The organism is Paenibacillus flagellatus, assembly GCF_003217775.1.
GTDB classification, from domain to species: Bacteria; Bacillota; Bacilli; order Paenibacillales; family NBRC-103111; genus Paenibacillus_AB; species Paenibacillus_AB flagellatus.
Genome location: NZ_QJVJ01000026.1, coordinates 1 through 16,081, shown reverse-complemented (window position 1 = coordinate 16,081; position 16,081 = coordinate 1). Strand labels below are relative to the sequence as shown.

The 16,081-nt window shown below is 40.5% G+C and carries 20 protein-coding genes; 13 read left to right on the top strand and 7 right to left on the bottom strand.

Going from position 1 to position 16,081, the window contains the following annotated elements; genetic code table 11:
- The 4 genes from DLM86_RS32585 to DLM86_RS31295 form a co-directional block, all read right to left on the bottom strand.
- Positions 1-203, bottom strand: a 203-nt coding sequence (locus DLM86_RS32585; protein WP_211326614.1) for a hypothetical protein, incomplete at its 3' end; no start/stop codon positions are given.
- A gap of 125 nt (positions 204-328) precedes the next feature.
- Positions 329-916, bottom strand: coding sequence for a hypothetical protein (locus DLM86_RS31305; protein WP_110844139.1), 588 nt, complete (start codon positions 914-916; stop codon positions 329-331).
- Between the two features lie 146 nt (positions 917-1,062).
- Entirely contained in the window at positions 1,063-1,242 is a 180-nt protein-coding gene (locus tag DLM86_RS31300; RefSeq protein ID WP_110844137.1) for a hypothetical protein, read from the bottom strand.
- Between the two features lie 721 nt (positions 1,243-1,963).
- Positions 1,964-3,007, bottom strand: coding sequence for a hypothetical protein (locus DLM86_RS31295; protein WP_110844135.1), 1,044 nt, complete (start codon positions 3,005-3,007; stop codon positions 1,964-1,966).
- A 233-nt stretch (positions 3,008-3,240) separates the two neighbouring features.
- Here DLM86_RS31295 and DLM86_RS31290 point away from each other — a divergent pair, with 233 nt between their 5' ends.
- The 6 genes from DLM86_RS31290 (at position 3,241) to DLM86_RS31265 (ending at position 6,606) form a co-directional block, all read left to right on the top strand.
- A complete protein-coding gene (locus DLM86_RS31290; RefSeq protein ID WP_245955054.1) occupies positions 3,241-3,714 on the top strand; it encodes a JAB domain-containing protein in 474 nt (157 codons plus the stop codon).
- A gap of 13 nt (positions 3,715-3,727) precedes the next feature.
- Positions 3,728-4,081, top strand: a complete 354-nt coding sequence (locus DLM86_RS31285) for an antirestriction protein ArdA (protein ID WP_158289732.1) — start codon at positions 3,728-3,730, stop codon at positions 4,079-4,081.
- 62 nt (positions 4,082-4,143) lie between these two features.
- Complete coding sequence (locus DLM86_RS31280) at positions 4,144-5,376, top strand: IS256 family transposase (protein ID WP_110844131.1); 1,233 nt, start codon at positions 4,144-4,146, stop codon at positions 5,374-5,376.
- 37 nt (positions 5,377-5,413) lie between these two features.
- Complete coding sequence (locus tag DLM86_RS33070; protein ID WP_110844141.1) at positions 5,414-5,578, top strand: antirestriction protein ArdA; 165 nt, start codon at positions 5,414-5,416, stop codon at positions 5,576-5,578.
- A gap of 126 nt (positions 5,579-5,704) precedes the next feature.
- Positions 5,705-5,854: a sporulation histidine kinase inhibitor Sda gene (gene sda / locus DLM86_RS31270; RefSeq protein WP_110844129.1), complete on the top strand. Its 150-nt coding sequence runs from the start codon at positions 5,705-5,707 to the stop codon at positions 5,852-5,854.
- 74 nt (positions 5,855-5,928) lie between these two features.
- Positions 5,929-6,606, top strand: coding sequence for a hypothetical protein (locus tag DLM86_RS31265; protein WP_110844127.1), 678 nt, complete (start codon positions 5,929-5,931; stop codon positions 6,604-6,606).
- 321 nt (positions 6,607-6,927) lie between these two features.
- Here DLM86_RS31265 and DLM86_RS31260 read toward each other — a convergent pair whose 3' ends face one another.
- The gene (locus DLM86_RS31260; RefSeq protein WP_158289731.1) at positions 6,928-8,049 is read right to left on the bottom strand and encodes a phospholipase D-like domain-containing protein; all 1,122 of its coding nucleotides are present in this window, start codon (positions 8,047-8,049) and stop codon (positions 6,928-6,930) included.
- An 89-nt stretch (positions 8,050-8,138) separates the two neighbouring features.
- Here DLM86_RS31260 and DLM86_RS31255 point away from each other — a divergent pair, with 89 nt between their 5' ends.
- The 4 genes from DLM86_RS31255 to DLM86_RS31245 all read left to right on the top strand — a co-directional run bounded on the left by DLM86_RS31255 (position 8,139) and on the right by DLM86_RS31245 (position 12,244).
- Positions 8,139-8,816 carry a site-specific integrase gene (locus DLM86_RS31255; protein WP_110844123.1) on the top strand — a complete coding sequence of 226 codons (678 nt, stop codon included), beginning with the start codon at positions 8,139-8,141 and terminating at the stop codon, positions 8,814-8,816.
- A complete protein-coding gene (locus tag DLM86_RS31250; RefSeq protein WP_110844120.1) occupies positions 8,813-9,385 on the top strand; it encodes a tyrosine-type recombinase/integrase in 573 nt (190 codons plus the stop codon). The genes DLM86_RS31255 and DLM86_RS31250 overlap by 4 nt, the downstream gene beginning before the upstream one ends.
- Before the next feature lie 239 nt (positions 9,386-9,624).
- Positions 9,625-9,795, top strand: coding sequence for a hypothetical protein (locus DLM86_RS32285; RefSeq protein WP_158289730.1), 171 nt, complete (start codon positions 9,625-9,627; stop codon positions 9,793-9,795).
- A gap of 175 nt (positions 9,796-9,970) precedes the next feature.
- On the top strand, positions 9,971-12,244 hold the full coding sequence (locus DLM86_RS31245) for a DNA-primase RepB domain-containing protein (protein WP_146250339.1): 2,274 nt from the start codon (positions 9,971-9,973) through the stop codon (positions 12,242-12,244).
- Between the two features lie 234 nt (positions 12,245-12,478).
- On the opposite strand, the gene DLM86_RS31900 is transcribed toward DLM86_RS31245, so the two are convergent.
- Both DLM86_RS31900 and DLM86_RS31240 read right to left on the bottom strand, forming a co-directional pair.
- Positions 12,479-13,450 carry a hypothetical protein gene (locus DLM86_RS31900; RefSeq protein ID WP_146250338.1) on the bottom strand — a complete coding sequence of 324 codons (972 nt, stop codon included), beginning with the start codon at positions 13,448-13,450 and terminating at the stop codon, positions 12,479-12,481.
- 40 nt (positions 13,451-13,490) lie between these two features.
- The gene (locus DLM86_RS31240; RefSeq protein ID WP_110844116.1) at positions 13,491-14,063 is read right to left on the bottom strand and encodes a recombinase family protein; all 573 of its coding nucleotides are present in this window, start codon (positions 14,061-14,063) and stop codon (positions 13,491-13,493) included.
- A gap of 690 nt (positions 14,064-14,753) precedes the next feature.
- Here DLM86_RS31240 and DLM86_RS31235 point away from each other — a divergent pair.
- Genes DLM86_RS31235 through DLM86_RS31230 form a run of 3 tightly spaced genes read left to right on the top strand, consistent with a single transcriptional unit; the run spans position 14,754 to position 15,733 of the window.
- Positions 14,754-15,212, top strand: a complete 459-nt coding sequence (locus DLM86_RS31235) for a DNA N-6-adenine-methyltransferase (protein WP_110844114.1) — start codon at positions 14,754-14,756, stop codon at positions 15,210-15,212.
- 19 nt (positions 15,213-15,231) lie between these two features.
- Positions 15,232-15,501 carry a hypothetical protein gene (locus DLM86_RS31895; RefSeq protein ID WP_146250337.1) on the top strand — a complete coding sequence of 90 codons (270 nt, stop codon included), beginning with the start codon at positions 15,232-15,234 and terminating at the stop codon, positions 15,499-15,501.
- Between the two features lie 22 nt (positions 15,502-15,523).
- On the top strand, positions 15,524-15,733 hold the full coding sequence (locus DLM86_RS31230) for a helix-turn-helix domain-containing protein (RefSeq protein WP_110844112.1): 210 nt from the start codon (positions 15,524-15,526) through the stop codon (positions 15,731-15,733).
- Positions 15,734-16,081 lie beyond the last annotated feature (348 nt).

The window sequence follows — 16,081 nt, the reverse complement described above, 5'->3', positions numbered from 1 at the left end:
GGGGGAGTTATCCCCATGTGGATATTGGTTTCAAAATTTCGCTGGTCCCACTCCCACTTATTCACAGTTGTTGATCCGCTCCTGGATGATCGCCACCGCATTCTTATGCGCTTTCGAAATTCAGGTTTATCTTTCTCAACGTAAGTATAGCCGTGACGTTTTAACAAGGTTGTAATCTTAAAGCGTAATTCTTTTCTAGTCATGTTAATTGCCCCTTTTTGTATTTAGTAGATACATTTCGTTTCGTCAATTAGATATCACATTGCAATCATAGAATGGTATTATGAAGCCACGCAAAATGTGGGGCGGCAAAACGGTGCATCCATTCTCAAGCGTCGAGTTCAGCCAAAGCTTCCTTAATATTTGGATGATTCAATAGATATTCCGTGAGCTCTTCATTTGCGATCCCCAGGCTTGTATCATTAATTTCAAACCAGCGGGTAACTTCAAACGTCTCCGAATCAACTATATATTTAATTTCATGTCCGTTCTCAAACGTGTAAAATACATAATCTACAGATTTTGATTCCTTTTTAGTCCTACTGTTTCCTACTGCCTCGTCATCATCGCAGAAAACACTAATCGATACTGTTAACAAATGAACCTGAGTATCGTTTATTCTATAGCCTGCAACATCGATCCACTTTGGATTGGCTGTCCGTTTGACAGCTTCATGATTGAGGATAAAATCCAGCAATTCAGGACTTGCGACTTGATCGAGATCCAGTTCTTCATCTGTATCCATGTTGTAACCTGTCATCGTAAATGTCTTAGGATCAATTTGATATTCGATTTCTTCTTCATCAATGTTCTCGGCAACGAACACATATGCTCCAACTTCTGTATGTGACGCAAGCACCGCAAATACTCGACCATAATCAATCTTATATCCTTCTACAGTTACCCATTTCGTCATCGTTTATCGATCTCCATTTCATTTTATTATTTTCTTTTGATTTCCCAACTTGCTCGATTTTGATTTTCCCTTGGAATAAAAACGGCAGCTCCATGATCGGAAGCCACCGTGCGCCGCGAAAGCGGCAAGCTGCTATTTTGTTAAGTTCATTCGCGTTCTTCAAGCATGCGATTCATATAGGCTGTTATGTGTCCATATGCTTCAAATTGCCCTTCATGGTACTCAGATTGTTTTGTATCAGTAGTAATAGCATCTTCCGAGTCCTGCTCCATCTCAGTGATGTATTCATTTAATTCTTCCCATAATTGCTCATATGATTTTTTCATCTAACCAGTTCGTCCTTGTAAAGTGCCATCAATTCTTTTAAACGCCTAAATGCCTGATTCTCAATATACATGGGCAATGGATTTTTTAATGAGAAGATCCAGTTCAATTTCGGGTTCATCTAAAAAGTCAAATTCTTCATACATTATCCCGGAATTTTCCTGCTTGAACAAAGTAGTTATCATTGATGTGATACATATAACGAATCTCCTTCATCCAATGACCCTCATTAAATGTTTGCTTGTCGAGTCGTTCTTCATTCATCTTATTTACCAACCCTTTGTTTTTATTTGTACTAGGTTGATTTACTCTTGGAATAAAAACGGCAGCTCCATAATCGGAAGCCACCGTGCGCCGCGAAAGCGGCAATTAGTTCTATAAAGTTGGTCGTATTTGGTTTTGCATTGTAATAAACGCACAACTTCTCAAAAGGTTACGGGTCTTAGAAAGATTTTTTTATTTTTTTAAATTTATCTGCCACAGCCTGTAACAGGGCAATTTCCTCCTCCGAAAGCTCCTGGATGCTATCTAGCAAAAAGAACACGGTATCACAGTTGCTAGACCCATTTAAGAGTTTAAACAGAAAACTTGACAGATTCTATTTGAACTAAACCCAAGATTAAAACCGCCCATTGTGCAGATGTGCGGTTAATTTTAATATCAGACCAAAGCTGGACCGAAAAGTGAATCCCAACTTTGAGCGTCTGGCGCGGTAGCCACGCTTTATAGGTCTACAAATGTAAATTCGAGATCAACGAAAGTTTTAACCTTTGTAATTCCTTTGATCGCCAACGAATTCTTGGCGGACTTAATCAACCTTTCCTTAAGTTCCTTCATTGTCTCCGCATTGGAAAAATACTTGGTCGGCAGCATAGATGCATAATACTGCCCAACATTCCGGTAAAGCTCTTCTTTAAATGGGTCAATATAAAAGCCAGGTTTGAATACTCTTTTAATAGTGTCCTCCAGTTTCCGTAACCTGTAATCATGCTGATCGTCATGATAAATCGCATCCAACTCTTTCTCATGAATGAAGACTTGAGCGTTTAGATACATATGCATATCATCGATTTGCTCCTTCAGGCGATTGACGCTTTCGGCAAGAACAGTCTTCTCCGATTCCGATATTCCTCTAAAGATACCCAAAATCATGAAGAAATCGTTCATTTCCACGCATTTGTACCAAAGGTAATGGCAATACTCCTTCAAATCCAGCAAAGTAACGATAGGGGTCAATTTTCGCTGGAATTTGAATACCTCATGTTCAATCCAATAATCCTCGTAAAAATCAATGAAGCCCCACAGCGCTTTGTCCACTTCCTCATGAAACAGTAGATCATTCGCTTCTTCAAGCAATTGCTCCCATCGAGTTTCATTATTCTCCTGCTTAAATCGTTTTTCATTGTAATCGTAATAGAATCGGAACACTCGTGATTGATGCTGAGCGGTTCTCTTTAAATATCGACGATCTTGCATGTTGAACTCCAGTTCGCCGTAACTTTGCGTTATCTCCACCAAATTCCCCAACCCATAAATTTGCACATCGTAATCGCAGAATTTTCCACCGCGTCCTAGACCTACGATTTTTTGATCACGATACACCGGGAATTCAACGAATCCTTCCTGCAAAAGTTCTTTTGCGAAATTGGGACGTATATCCGCTTCATTGATGATTGCCCCTCTCATCTTTTCTCGCGGGATTGTATATTCTGTTACTTTCAACGGCGTGCAGACACGCTCTGCCAGCTTTTTTATAAATTCACTCATTTAATTCACCATCCTTTTGCCCTGTTATAGAGCAATTGAGGAAGTTGTCAATCGATTTTTTTGCTTGACAGGCTAGAAATTGGAATTATAATGTGCCAGTTATTTAGCTTAAATTGTTCGTATTTCAATCAAACAAGCGTTATCGGCTTTGTAGCTGATAATGTGCCGCTCGAATAATTCTTATTCGAGCCCACCAAACGAAGAAAATAAAATCACATAGGAGGTTGCATGAGATGCAGCTACAGGAAGCAGATGGAAAGAAGCTTCGGATGAAGAGATTGGATGTCGTGAGCTTGAAGATGGTGAAGGAAGCCAGCTTTCCATTCGAAACGCGGACGATTCGCAGCCCTAACGATGCGATGCGCTTGGCGAAATCGTTTATCGGGGACGCAGACCGGGAAATTTGCGGGTTGATTACGCTCGATACCAAAAACAAGGTGAACGCGATCCACGTTGTGTCCATCGGCAGTCTGAATGCAAGCCTGGTGCATCCACGTGAAGTTTTCAAACTGGCAATTCTCAGTTCCAGTGCGTCAATACTGATTTTTCATAACCACCCATCTGGTTGTCCGCAAAGTTCGCCCGAAGATATACAGATCACTCAGCGGCTGAAAGAAAGTGCTGAAATTCTAGGCATAGACCTGTTGGATCACATCATAATTGGCGATTCCGGCTTCTACAGCATGAAAGAGAACGGAATTATTTAATCGGAGGAGTATTGTGGAGATAAAAGTGTACATTTCCAACTTGGCTAAATACAACGATGGAGAACTGGTAGGAGACTGGATTACTCTCCCGACCGATTCGGAGATTTTGGAGTCTTTTATCGAAAAAATTCTAGGGGAAGATGATGAGTATGCGATCCATGATTATGAGGCATTTTTCAGCATCTACGAATTTGACAATCCGTATAAACTCAATGAACTGCTTCAGCAGCTTAAGTCATATGACAGCAGACTCATTCAGAGCTTGTTTTATAACTTAAGTAGCTTGGAAGACGTGCTGCGAGTATTGGGGAGCGGTGAGTATTCTTGCTACTACGATATGGAGAGTATGCAGGATGTGGGACTGTAAAATTTTCTGTGTAAACTCTCCAATCTATCCATTAGACTTATAGGAAAGGTTGGATTGGAAGGATGAGCGCAGTGGCCCCCAAGTTCAGCAAGGAGCAAGTGAAAGCCTTCATCAAAGACAACGATCTAAAGACGATGGCGGACGTTCAGTCCGCCCTCAAAGAACTGTTTGCCGACACGTTGCAAGAGATGTTGGAGGCGGAGCTTGATCATGAGTTGGGCTATGCGAAGCATGATGTGGCGAACAAGCAGACAACCAACAGCCGTAACGGGAAGAGCAAGAAGACGATCACCAGCGAGTACGGAGAGCAAGAGATCCGTGTTCCAAGGGATCGTAACGGTGAGTTCGAGCCGATGATCGTAAAGAAGCATCAGTCGAACGTAACCGGCATTGAGGATCAGATTATTGCTATGTATGCCAAGGGTGTAAGCACCCGAGACATTCAGGACCACCTGTCCAATCTGTACGGGATTGAAGTGTCTCCGACGATGATCTCCAACGTGACGAACAAGCTCATTCCCTTGATCAAAGAATGGCAGAATCGTCCGTTACAAGGCGTGTATGCCGTTGTCTTTATGGACGCGATCCACTTCAAAGTAAAGCAAGACGGCGCGATCGTGAATAAGGCTGCTTACATGGTCATTGGCATCGATCTCGACGGAAACAAGGACGTTCTCGGGATGTGGATCGGCGAGAATGAGTCCTCGAAATTTTGGCTTAGCGTGCTCAACGATCTCAGGAACCGAGGCGTGGGCGACATCCTAATTACCTGCGTGGATAACCTTACGGGCTTCTCACAGGCTATTTCGGCGTGCTTTCCGAAGACGGAGATCCAGAAATGCGTCATTCACCAAATCCGCAATTCCACTAGGTACGTTTCATACAAGGACCTAAAGAAGGTGACGGCGGACCTCAAACCGATCTACAAGGCTGCAACGGAGGATATGGCGCTCGTTGAGCTTGATCGGTTCGAAGAAACCTGGGGCACCAAATACCCGCTCATCGTGCGTTCCTGGCGCACGAACTGGGACGAGATTGCAACGTTCTTTAAGTACCCTCCTGAGATCCGAAAGTTAATCTACACGACCAATATGATTGAGAGCTACCACCGCCAGCTCCGCAAGGTAACCAAAGGAAAGAGCATCTTCCCAACGGATGAATCCTTGCTCAAGATGCTATATCTCGCCACCATGGACGCAACTCGGAAATGGACCGGCCGTGTTCAAAACTGGGGACAAATCTTGCTGCAGCTCTCGGTCTTCTTCCCCGACCGAATTGGACCCCAATTGCCTTAGGCTGTCCATTGGTTTTCTCTAGGAGTGTTTACACAAAATTCTTGACAGACCCCAGGATGTAGCTTATCAGCTGGTTGATGAGGGCTTATATGGAACCATCCCGGATTCCATAAAAGGTTATATCGACTATACGAAAATTGCTCGGGATTTAACGTTACAAGGATGGACTGTTGTAAACGGAGTTGCCACTTGTATTTATTGATGAATTTGATTTAACACTTTCGGTCACCACGCCGCGATAATCGTTGCCACGCAACGGTTTGTAAATATGGGAGATGCAATCTCCTACTTTAGCGACGTGTTAATCAATATTAGGAGAGAATTGGCTATGAAGCTTCTTACCGATGGAGCATTAATTGAAGTATATATTAGTGCAAAAAAGAAGAATCTCGAAGAGGATTTTATTGTGTTGTTACTAGCAGAGTTCCAGCGGCGCAAGCTTCCAGTTCCAAACGAAAATGAAAACGTAGACCAGTAATGGTCGCGTTTTTATATGAATCTTATTTCCGGTATAATTTACCTACCAATGACATAAAAAAGGATGATTCGATTATGTTTAATTTGCTAGGTGAAGACGAACAGAATCAGATCGAGAATAATTTGATTAGCGAGCATAGTATGTTATTCAGAAATTATTTCGACTCAGAAGATGAGCTTAACAATTTTATTTGCAGAAACTTAGCCCACAGCAAAGATAATATTCAAAGGCGCACAATCAATAATGTTCAACGGTTAGTAACCTTAGCGGATGAGTTGACGACTGTGAAACCAGGAAAGTGGGACTTGGCAATATTCTTCTACCTGTCGTGTATAGAGTCAATTTATGGATTGAACGGTTCACAATTAAAAAAGCAGGAAATGGTTATCGATTTTTTCGAAAAGTACGTTTCCACCGCTGATCAGGATCTCATCAGAAATGGAATTATGATTGCAGGGGAACGTATCCCGCTAGATTATAAAATCACTATGGAACGATTCTCGCTTTTGCTAGTTTCTGTAAGAAATCTAGTGACTCATGAGGGCATCTATTGGAATCTACAATTCATACATGAGGAAGCAGAAGAAAGAACCCCTATAATGCAGAGTTTTTTGGCAAAGCCCGATAAAAACAGCCCCCCCTGCAAAGTTCTTTTTACGACTACAATTAAGTTTTCTGAATTGAGGGATGCCTTCATTAGAGGTTACATTCATTTTATCAATGAGCATGAATCGATTAATGCGCTAAGTTGAATATTATTCAATTTCTGTGTTCGCCTTAGCAGCATTCTGGTTTTTATCTGTGCATCAGTACAAATGTTCGCTGGATACAGCGAAAGGCATTGAAGAACATAAAAGCAGTGGCTGCAACCACTGCTTTTATGTTTTGGCGAATGTCGTGAAACTACAGCCGCCATTCTTTAAGCCCCTTTATATTCCCTGCTCATTTTGCGCCGCATAAGCCAGCGCAAAAATGAGTTTGGGAATGTAGAGGGGGAATACTCTAGTCAGTATAGATTTTCCATAGGAACCGTCGACGATCAATTTGTCGGGAATATGAGTAACGACAGTTCCTTATGTTCTTGTATTATCAATATCTTCATTTACTACATGCAGTGATAATTCCTTTAGAGAGAGTAAAATTTCCTTTAAAATTTCGATCGTACTTTCAAGTGAAATCTTAATTGCATATACGTCATTTTCAACTTCGTTACAGAGATCCTCTAAAATCTCATTAGCTTCTCCTGTGGCTATTTCAGTATAGTGCTCTAACATATCCTCGGTAGCTAATGAATTATACTCTGCGAAACAATCCCAGTAGGTATTTTCAAAGTCATAAGAGACGTACTGATCAAACGTACTATCTACGCCGATAAGATCAATAATATTATCGGGATCTATTTTGTAGCATAAATCCGATATTTTTTCTATTATTTCTTCTAACTCATTGTCATCATTTTCTATATTATCAATCAGTCCAGTAATACCACTTAATTCATGAAGATCGTGAAGTAACTCCCATTGATCGTCTTTAGTAAATCTTGTTTCTTGACCAATAAAAAACTCTACACCATCTCGTCTTAAAAATAATGTGTCAATTATACGTTCATAGTGATTATTTAACCGGGAAAGAATACTTATTGTGAACAATCGTAACTGGTTATAGTCATCCTTAAAATACGGAATCGAGTTGTCCTTTAGTACATTAAAAAACAGCTTGTAAAGGTTTGTAATAAAATCCTTGTCTTTTACGATAATGCCTGTTTCGTAGTTCTTACTACTCTCATTTGAGAAATTTGCAGACCCGATATATACAATATTTTCTGTGCCGACAATTTTAGCGTGATTATTGAAGTTAAAGAATGGAATCATATTTGCATTAAAGTCATCTGGGTTTAATTTCTTTAAGTATGCATTAATGTTAGTGCCAGCAGTTTTCTTAAGGTACTCACCAGTTTTTGAAGAACTGTACCATTCAAATCTAGAAGGGATGTTAGTTATTAATTGTATATCGACATCGCTCTCTAGTGCCTGAAGTCTTTCAAATAATTGGTCATCTTTTGTATCTTTCGATAGATTAAATGTGACAATCCTTATAGTTTTTGCATTCTTAAAATCTTCTAAAACCTCTCCATAGCCTAATTCATCTTTTGTAGAGACAAAGGTACCACCACTAAAACTTAGTGCAGTTTTCAATCGACTCCCCCCTAAAATAGCACATATACAAAATTTAACACAAATCTTTCGGACATGCTATAATTCCTCTGACTACGGGGGTGACACTAATGAGAGACTTAGAATTGAAGAAGCTACAACGTGCATTATCAGATAAACCGGGATATGAAAGTAAGTATTTCAGCGGCGAAAAGAAGCGCGGGAAACAGACTGGTAAACCAAAGATTAGCGACAAGCAGCGTCGGATTGACCATTTAAGCAGCAAGCAACGACATGAACTGATTCGTTTACACGCCGATCTGGATAGGGTCATGGTCGCAAACTCAAAGGTTAGCCGCTCGGCGGCAAACAAGCAGACCAAACGTGATTCAAAGAAAGGCAACAACGGCAATCTTGGAGTCGATGGTATCTGGTCATCAGTAACATTCGAGCGATATAAGAAAAGCTGCCGGACGTTTTTAAAGTTCTGCTTTGAAAATTTTGATAGCATCAGATCATTGCGGGACATTCGACCGAAGATGGTTGGGGCTTACGTTAATGATTTGAAAGCAAGGAATTGTTCCGCCAAGACCATAAGCGCTTATGTTAGCGCAATCGAAAAAATGGCGGAATCGTCTGTTAAAGCCGGGATCAAGTCTCATGCTGGGCTAGTAAACAGCAAGCATCGTGAAATGGTTCCGACCGCTCGAAAAGCTGAACGCCGCAGAGGGCGTGAGGGGGGGACTGGTTATAGTCTTCGTGAAGCGCAAGTTATCATCAAGCAAGCGGGTAAGCATTACAGCATATAGAGCAAGCTTTACTGGAGCTTCTGACTTATGGCGGCTCGCCGCGTATTTCAGAACTCCTCCGAATATCACTTGATCAGATTGATTTCGAGAAGAAATGCATTTATCTAAACAAGAAGAACCAGAACAAAAATAATCGCCCGCGAATGATTCCTTTTCCTGATATTGTATTGGACAAGTTAAAGCAGATAGAGCCGTACTTCCCTAACAAACAGACCAACATCTGGGGGCATCGCATGTCTGCGAAACAAGTACGTGGCTTGATAAAAAGCTGTGCAGCCTATGGCAAAGTAAAATATTGCGCGGCACACGATTTTCGTAAGGCAGGACTAGAGTACCAACTACGCCGATTGCAAAAATACAGCAAACAGCAGCTTATTGATTCCATTATGGAATTTGTCTCTATTTCTCCTCAACTCAACCCAATCGTTAATCGCGGCGGCATCAAAACTCCGAAGTACACCCCTGAAATTCTGGCATCTAAACAAATCCGATGGTTGCAAAATCAATTTCTCACGCAAATGTTGGGACATAGCCGCAACGATAAGGTTTGTCCATACAAGCGCGGCTGAAATCTCTAATAACAATAACGGAAAGCAGCGGACAGTAAGGTTGTCAAGGTGCTCCTTCTGCCTTGACAGACGACTCCCTCCACCGACACTATCCAATCTTGCAGCAAACCGTTGCTGCACCTGCCCCACGGCGAGTGAGAATATTTTTTGAAATTAAAAAAGGACTTTTCATTTTCATTCTCAATTAATAAGTCAGATGGTCAGAAATGACCATCGAAAATACAAGGGGGATACAATTTATGTTAATTGAGAGACAACAGAAACCACAAATTAAGTTTTATGCCAAGGATGAAGCTACACGCCGCGCGTTTAAAGTGTATTGCGCCAAAAGAGGTCAATCAATTCAAGAAGTGCTGGAGGAATATATGTTGAAGTTGCTTGAAAATGAGAACTCCGATCATGATAAATAAAATCATATGTAGATTTACGTTCTGTACAGGGATAGAAAAAAATAAGTTCATTCGTCTCATATGACGGATTTCAAATCGAAGAAACAGAGGCTCATAGCATTCAACTGCAGATGAGCAAGGAATACCGGCAGCTTTGTTTTTTTCTTCCCTTTCGATATTTTACGGGAGGGATAACGTGCCACAAAAAATAATGTGTAAGCAAAAAGTAACCACCTTGCGTAATCAAAAACTTTTTGATTATGCGTTTCGAGCTCAGCAATTATTGAGCAAGATTGAGGATATGTATAAATATCAGAGTGATGATTCGTTAATACGACTCCGATTAGTCCCGGAAAATCAGGAAAAGCAGAGGTCGCTTACAAAAAATCAATCTGGCAAGAAAAAGTTCTCAACCTATACTACTTACGTTAAGAAGAAAGATATCATTTCCGCGCTAGAAACTGGCGACATTCGAAATGTAAGAGCTTTTTCGGACTTCAATCAACAAAAGCAATCCTTCAGTCTAAGCAAGCTAAACTATGTTGACGGATATGCCATTCATCTACTGCCTAATCTTGGTGGCGATCATGATGCCGATATTAATGAAATAACGGCACAATGGTTCGAAATAGACTTCAAAATATTTGAAGAATACCAAACATCAGATTACAATCAAGTTACTGAAAAAATGGCTTATTACGAACATTTGCCGATAATTAAAGAAGTTGTAATGACAACCCAGAAAAACATGAAGGGTGAGATTAGCTCTTATCGGTTAAAAGCAATTCGTACTACAGAAGCGATTCAAGCTGAAAAAGAAAAATGGTGGGGCGATCATCGTGAGCTTTTACAAGACGAGGAAGTTATCAACAGCGCTGGTGGTCCGCATGTTTATTTTTACTACGATAAAAATGCTGGTGATATTGAACAATTTACATTGATTCAGCTAGCCTTGGCTGAGAGGTTTGGCGGTGACGTGAAGGTTTCCAATCTGTCTCGCCCAATGCGAGCACCTGGCTTTGCCAATATGAAGCAACAGCCCTATTATGTCGAGCTTATCCAACGCTCGTCCAAGCGATACATAAGCGGTCAGGAGCTAATTGAGAAATACAATCTTAATTTGGATAAGGCTCGCAAGCTCGTCATGGAAAGGCACAACAACGCAATAAAACCGGTCCAGTATAAGAAAAATCGTGACTCCAACGATGAGCAAACGATCAGCCAGTCGTCTGATAAACAATTTCATTTTGTTGATCGTATTAATGACATGTCTCCTCCGAAAAACGAAATGACATTGCTGGAAGCCAAAGAATATATAAAAACGCTAGACATTCAGCTGTTCCTTACAAATAATGATCTTTCCAATGAAGTCCATCATAGTTGCTATTTTCATCGACCAGATCATAATCCAAGTGCCATTCTATACAAGCGAAAAACTGGTGAAAAGATCATCAGTTGCTTTGCATGCGGTGTTCGGGACATCATCGACATATTTCTGAATGAGTTTCCCGATTGCTCATATATTGATTCGATTAAGCAACTCGCAGAAAAATGTGGAATTAAAGTTACTTCAACAACGTTAGAAACCGATTCATACCATACGTTAGGACTCAACCATAAATTTTATTTTGAACTACTGAAAGGGAGTATTCATGAGAAATATCCCGTATTAGGCAAATATCTTCCGAAGCATCGAATAAGAATACTGGATTTCTTTAATTCACATGCTGGAAGCCAACCTATTGTAGAGGATTGGTCAATTCTTTGGGGCAATAAGAGTTATCCGGTCTTTTACCTTTCGCAGGAAGATACCAGGCTGCACTTTACAGATGAAAAAGATAACCTTATCTATCACCGAAGCGTAATTGAATCATCGACAGTGCTACTGCGATTATTTGGGTTTATAATAAAAGTGCCTGAGGATCAGGTTCCTAAAACGCTTATTGAAAATGCAAGAAGACACTTGGACGAGCACGGCAAAAAGCACTACAAAACAATAAGCTTTTATATTCGTCCATGCTATTATGATGTGCTGTCGGAGGCAAATCGTATAGCCCAATTACTTGATGATTCAGGCATTAAGGTTTATAAAAACATGCACAAATCTCATCTTGAGGTCTTGCTGGGCAAAGAGCTTGCAGATAAAGCCTTTCCAGATGATCGCAAATTGCCAGCCTACTTCTCGAAGGTTGAAGTTGAACTCGAACAAAAATTACAAGCAGAAATGACCGAATCCGGCTTTACAAGTAAAGATTCAGCTATGAGTATTAAAGGCTTGAGAATTTCTGCTGGAACAGGTCGAATTAGAGTAAATAAAAGCCATATCCAGATTGTACTTGACATTGTATGGAACGAGATTCTTGAACGTAATCAGTGGAAAGAAGTCATACAATCAAAAGCGCTTGCGGAGCAGTATGGCTTCCAGTATAGAAAGGGAAAGCGAATCGTCATTCCGAAAGTGGAAGAGTAATAAACTAAAATGGACAAAACTTGCTGGTGTAAGATGCCGTAAAACCTTTAGTCATCGCACATTACAAGCTTCCGATACGGAAAAAGATAAAGTCCTATAGTGTATTTTATATACTGGACTTTATCTTTCTTCATATAAAATTGCTCGAAAGCCAATGGTATCAAGGAATACATGTGCATTCCAATGTATTATTTTGTCCATAAAAAGACGGTTGTTAAAGTGAACAATATTTACTCAGACGGATAATCTATCAGCGCTTTCTTTGAGTTTATACAACGATCTTAAATTTTTTACTGCGGCTATAAACATAATTGAAGCTTTCTCATATGTATTTGGAGTCGCAGGTTGTGCTCCAAAATGAATAGCATTTCTTGAATCCCTTATGATATCAGTCCAATTTTGAATTTCACGTATAGTATTCAAGTCAATTCCAGAATCTATTTTTAAATGTTTAAACCAATCTTGTCTATCGTAAAGCTTTACTGTCTCATTTACCTTCCAAACAAAACTATCCATCCCTTTTAATTTGTCAATAAACGCTTCCCAATCAGCTTTTTGTGGCTTTACGTAGTGTGTTAATGAAATGCCAAGCTCAATCCAAGCACCTTCTACTGCCTTTCCTAACATTGTAATAGCAGGATGGAATAAATCATTCCTAAAACATGCTAATCCATCTTTTAAGGCTTGGATAACATCAGGGTGAGCATTGCCTACTCCCAATTCATGTGTGTATATGTCAGGTTCAAAGAACGTTTGATTTGTTGACTGAGTTCTCTTAGAGAATGGCTTCATTAGATAAAGTGGCGTAGGTATGGTAACGAATTCGAATCTCCATCCAGAAGATTGTCCTCCAGAGCCAGGGACCACCGTTGTCCATTGTACACTATTTGGAATTGAAAACTGTTGACTGCCTAATGGTATAAAAATTGAACTACATACTAACGAATGAACAGCTTCACAAAATGCTACTCCAAAAGAAAGATACTTTGAGACCTGTTGAATTTGGTTGTCAATTTCAACGCTCTCATGAATTACTACAGTATTAGGCTTCGAACAGCCATGGAGTTTGATAAAATGTTCGAATGCATCGCTTGTATTAATGTTTTCAGATTGAATGTTAGTAAGATACGATTTTGCTAGTGCGACCATATGATGGTTGACACTTACAGATTCTCTGATTTGCCGCTCTATTAAATGTATATTCATTCTAGTCCCCTTCGTCGAAATGTTATAGTAGATCATTTAATTATACTTTATCATCCCCCCGGTTCAAATATCGGTAAATCGTTGTCTTACTCACTCCGGTCATTTTCGTAATAACATGAATCGGATATTCCTTGCTATGATACAACTTCAGTGCAAGCTCTATCGATTCTGTATCCTTTGGCTTCCTGCCTCCGACTCTGCCGCGAGCTCTCGCGGCTTCAAGACCAGCATATGTGCGTTCAATGATCATCTCGCGTTCGAATTCAGCTAATGCAGCCATAATGGTAAACATAAGCTTGCCGGTTGCGGTTGAAGTATCGATGTTCTCTTTCAGCGAAACGAAGTTAATGTTGTTCTCCCTGAAGTAATCAGATAACTCCATTAAGTGCCGCATACTTCTGCCGATTCGGTCAAGTTTCCATATTACAATAGTGTCACCTGGATGAGCATAAGTAAGGAGTTTATCTAGTTCGGGACGATCCTTTCTGCTACCGGTTATCTTTTCCTTAAATATATCGCGCTCCTCAACTCCAGCTTTTATCAATGCGTCAATCTGAAGCGACCAATCTTGACTACGTTTTGACGTTCGAGCATATCCGAGTGTTCTGCTCATATTTTTTCTCACCTCCTGTTTATGGAGTTGAGCGTCGGGAGCAAAAATCCTTCATTTATTTTTCGAGGGGCGTTGTTTTTATTGCCGGGAAAAGGAACTGTAATCCGCTTGAAAATCCAGGATTCAGATTTCAACGCAGAGAGTTCCATAATCGACCGATTTAGGTGCGCAAAAAATTTTGTCGAGGATGCGTAACTTTTTTTGGGTTGGATGAGTCTATGGAAATGAAGGGGTAAAAAATAACTTCAAATTCAATCCCAACCCCCTTGAATTCGAACTCCCGAATTTGCTACTATTTCCATGTAAGAAATACAATACCAACTATGACACATGCTCCGCGCTGTGATCCTATAACGAAAAGAGGCTTCATCAGACCTGTTAGTTGTTCCGTTTAGGACAACGAAATCGTCAACTGACGCGACTGCCGTGTTCAGTGATCATGAGAATCTAACACGTAATCGAATAGCTATGTAAGAGATATCCATAATAGCGGGCGTATTCTGCGTTCCCACAGCCATACCTCTATTCTCTTCGCTATTCGTTAATAAGCTCATGACAGACCTTTCGTATGTTCCCCGGAACACTACAGGTCTGTTTTTTTATGCTCATTCAGCCGGATGGCTTTACATGCTGGATTAACAGCACTGAAAACAGACCCGAAAATATAAAAAATCGGGAGATAGATAAACCATGAGTATTAATCCAGCACTATTTTCATCAAAAACTGATTTGTGGGCAACTCCGCAGGACTTCTTTAATCGATTGGACGCGGAATTTAATTTTGAGCTTGATGTATGTGCTCTACCTGAGAATGCAAAGTGTACTCGTTTTTACAGCCCAGTGGTTGATGGGCTTAAACAAGACTGGGCAAAAGATGGACGCAGGATCTGGTGTAACCCTCCTTACGGAAGGCACATTGAAAAATGGATCAAGAAGGCTTATGAAACCTCATTAAAAGGTGCGACCGTAGTCTGCTTGCTTCCAGTAAGACCTGACACGAAATACTGGCACCAATACTGCATGAAAGGTGAAGTAAGGTTCGTGAAAGGGCGGTTGAAATTTGGTATTGCAAAGAACGCTGCTCCCTTTCCAAGCGCGGTCGTTATTTTTGGTGAAGGCGCTAGGGTCGGACAGTTAATCGCTATATAAAATATCGGAGGTAATATCCATGAATACATTCCCTAAAGTCATTGCAGAGCGCATTATAGAAACCTATCAAGACGGTAAAAAGAATACTTGCCACATCATTGAGCCTACATTAGAGAATGATCCGTCACGAAACGAGATCGTTATTTACAGGGACGGTAATGACATCGTTCCAGTGATTTTTTCAAAAGAAGATTGTCTAAAGCATCATTATTGGTCACGAGAGGATGGTTCGCCAGAGCCATTCATAAAAGATATGGCAGAACAAGTAGCGGTTATTTTAAACATTTAATTCAAGTGGAGGAAAATACATTATGGCAAGAAAAAGCAAAAAATACATGAATCCTGACGAGCTACCCGAGGTAATGAGGGCTGAGGATATTCAGCATTTTCTAGATATCGGGAGAGTGCAAGCGTACGAGCTAATCAAAGCTGGAGAATTTCGTAGTGTCAAAATTGGAAGAAGTATTCGTATCAGTAAGAAGGTTTTTCTTAACTGGTTCGAAGGCAATGAGGCTTCATAATAAATGTTCCATATTGGGAACGGAAATCTTGTTGACAAGTCTCCGTTCCCAGATATCATATGCAAAACCGCTTCAATTGTCCGCTGTTTCACAGCGGTACAAGCTCTACTCGTTTTGAAACGTTTAGAGTGCTCCCTAACTTCTAGCAGGTTAGGTAATAAAACTAAGACGATATGGAGGAATTAAAATGTTCTATGTTAACGATGAACATGAACGAAACTTTATCCTGAATTTCGAAAGCGCATAAGAATGCGGTGGCGATCATCCAGGAGCGGATCAACAACTGTGAATAAGTGGGAGTGGGACCAGCGAAATTTTGAAACCAATATCCACATGGGGATAACTCCC

Bases quoted from the DNA above. Each gene is read 5' to 3' on its own strand.
- DLM86_RS31240 (WP_110844116.1), bottom strand. From the start codon at position 14,063: ATGAGCAGAACACTCGGATATGCTCGAACGTCAAAACGTAGTCAAGAT.
- DLM86_RS31290 (WP_245955054.1), top strand. From the start codon at position 3,241: ATGCAGCTACAGGAAGCAGATGGAAAGAAGCTTCGGATGAAGAGATTG.
- DLM86_RS31255 (WP_110844123.1), top strand. From the start codon at position 8,139: ATGAGAGACTTAGAATTGAAGAAGCTACAACGTGCATTATCAGATAAA.
- DLM86_RS31265 (WP_110844127.1), top strand. From the start codon at position 5,929: ATGTTTAATTTGCTAGGTGAAGACGAACAGAATCAGATCGAGAATAAT.
- DLM86_RS31230 (WP_110844112.1), top strand. From the start codon at position 15,524: ATGGCAAGAAAAAGCAAAAAATACATGAATCCTGACGAGCTACCCGAG.
- DLM86_RS31305 (WP_110844139.1), bottom strand. From the start codon at position 916: ATGACGAAATGGGTAACTGTAGAAGGATATAAGATTGATTATGGTCGA.
- DLM86_RS31295 (WP_110844135.1), bottom strand. From the start codon at position 3,007: ATGAGTGAATTTATAAAAAAGCTGGCAGAGCGTGTCTGCACGCCGTTG.
- DLM86_RS31300 (WP_110844137.1), bottom strand. From the start codon at position 1,242: ATGAAAAAATCATATGAGCAATTATGGGAAGAATTAAATGAATACATC.
- DLM86_RS31235 (WP_110844114.1), top strand. From the start codon at position 14,754: ATGAGTATTAATCCAGCACTATTTTCATCAAAAACTGATTTGTGGGCA.
- DLM86_RS31895 (WP_146250337.1), top strand. From the start codon at position 15,232: ATGAATACATTCCCTAAAGTCATTGCAGAGCGCATTATAGAAACCTAT.
- DLM86_RS31280 (WP_110844131.1), top strand. From the start codon at position 4,144: ATGAGCGCAGTGGCCCCCAAGTTCAGCAAGGAGCAAGTGAAAGCCTTC.
- DLM86_RS31900 (WP_146250338.1), bottom strand. From the start codon at position 13,450: ATGAATATACATTTAATAGAGCGGCAAATCAGAGAATCTGTAAGTGTC.
- DLM86_RS32285 (WP_158289730.1), top strand. From the start codon at position 9,625: ATGTTAATTGAGAGACAACAGAAACCACAAATTAAGTTTTATGCCAAG.
- sda (WP_110844129.1), top strand. From the start codon at position 5,705: ATGAAGCTTCTTACCGATGGAGCATTAATTGAAGTATATATTAGTGCA.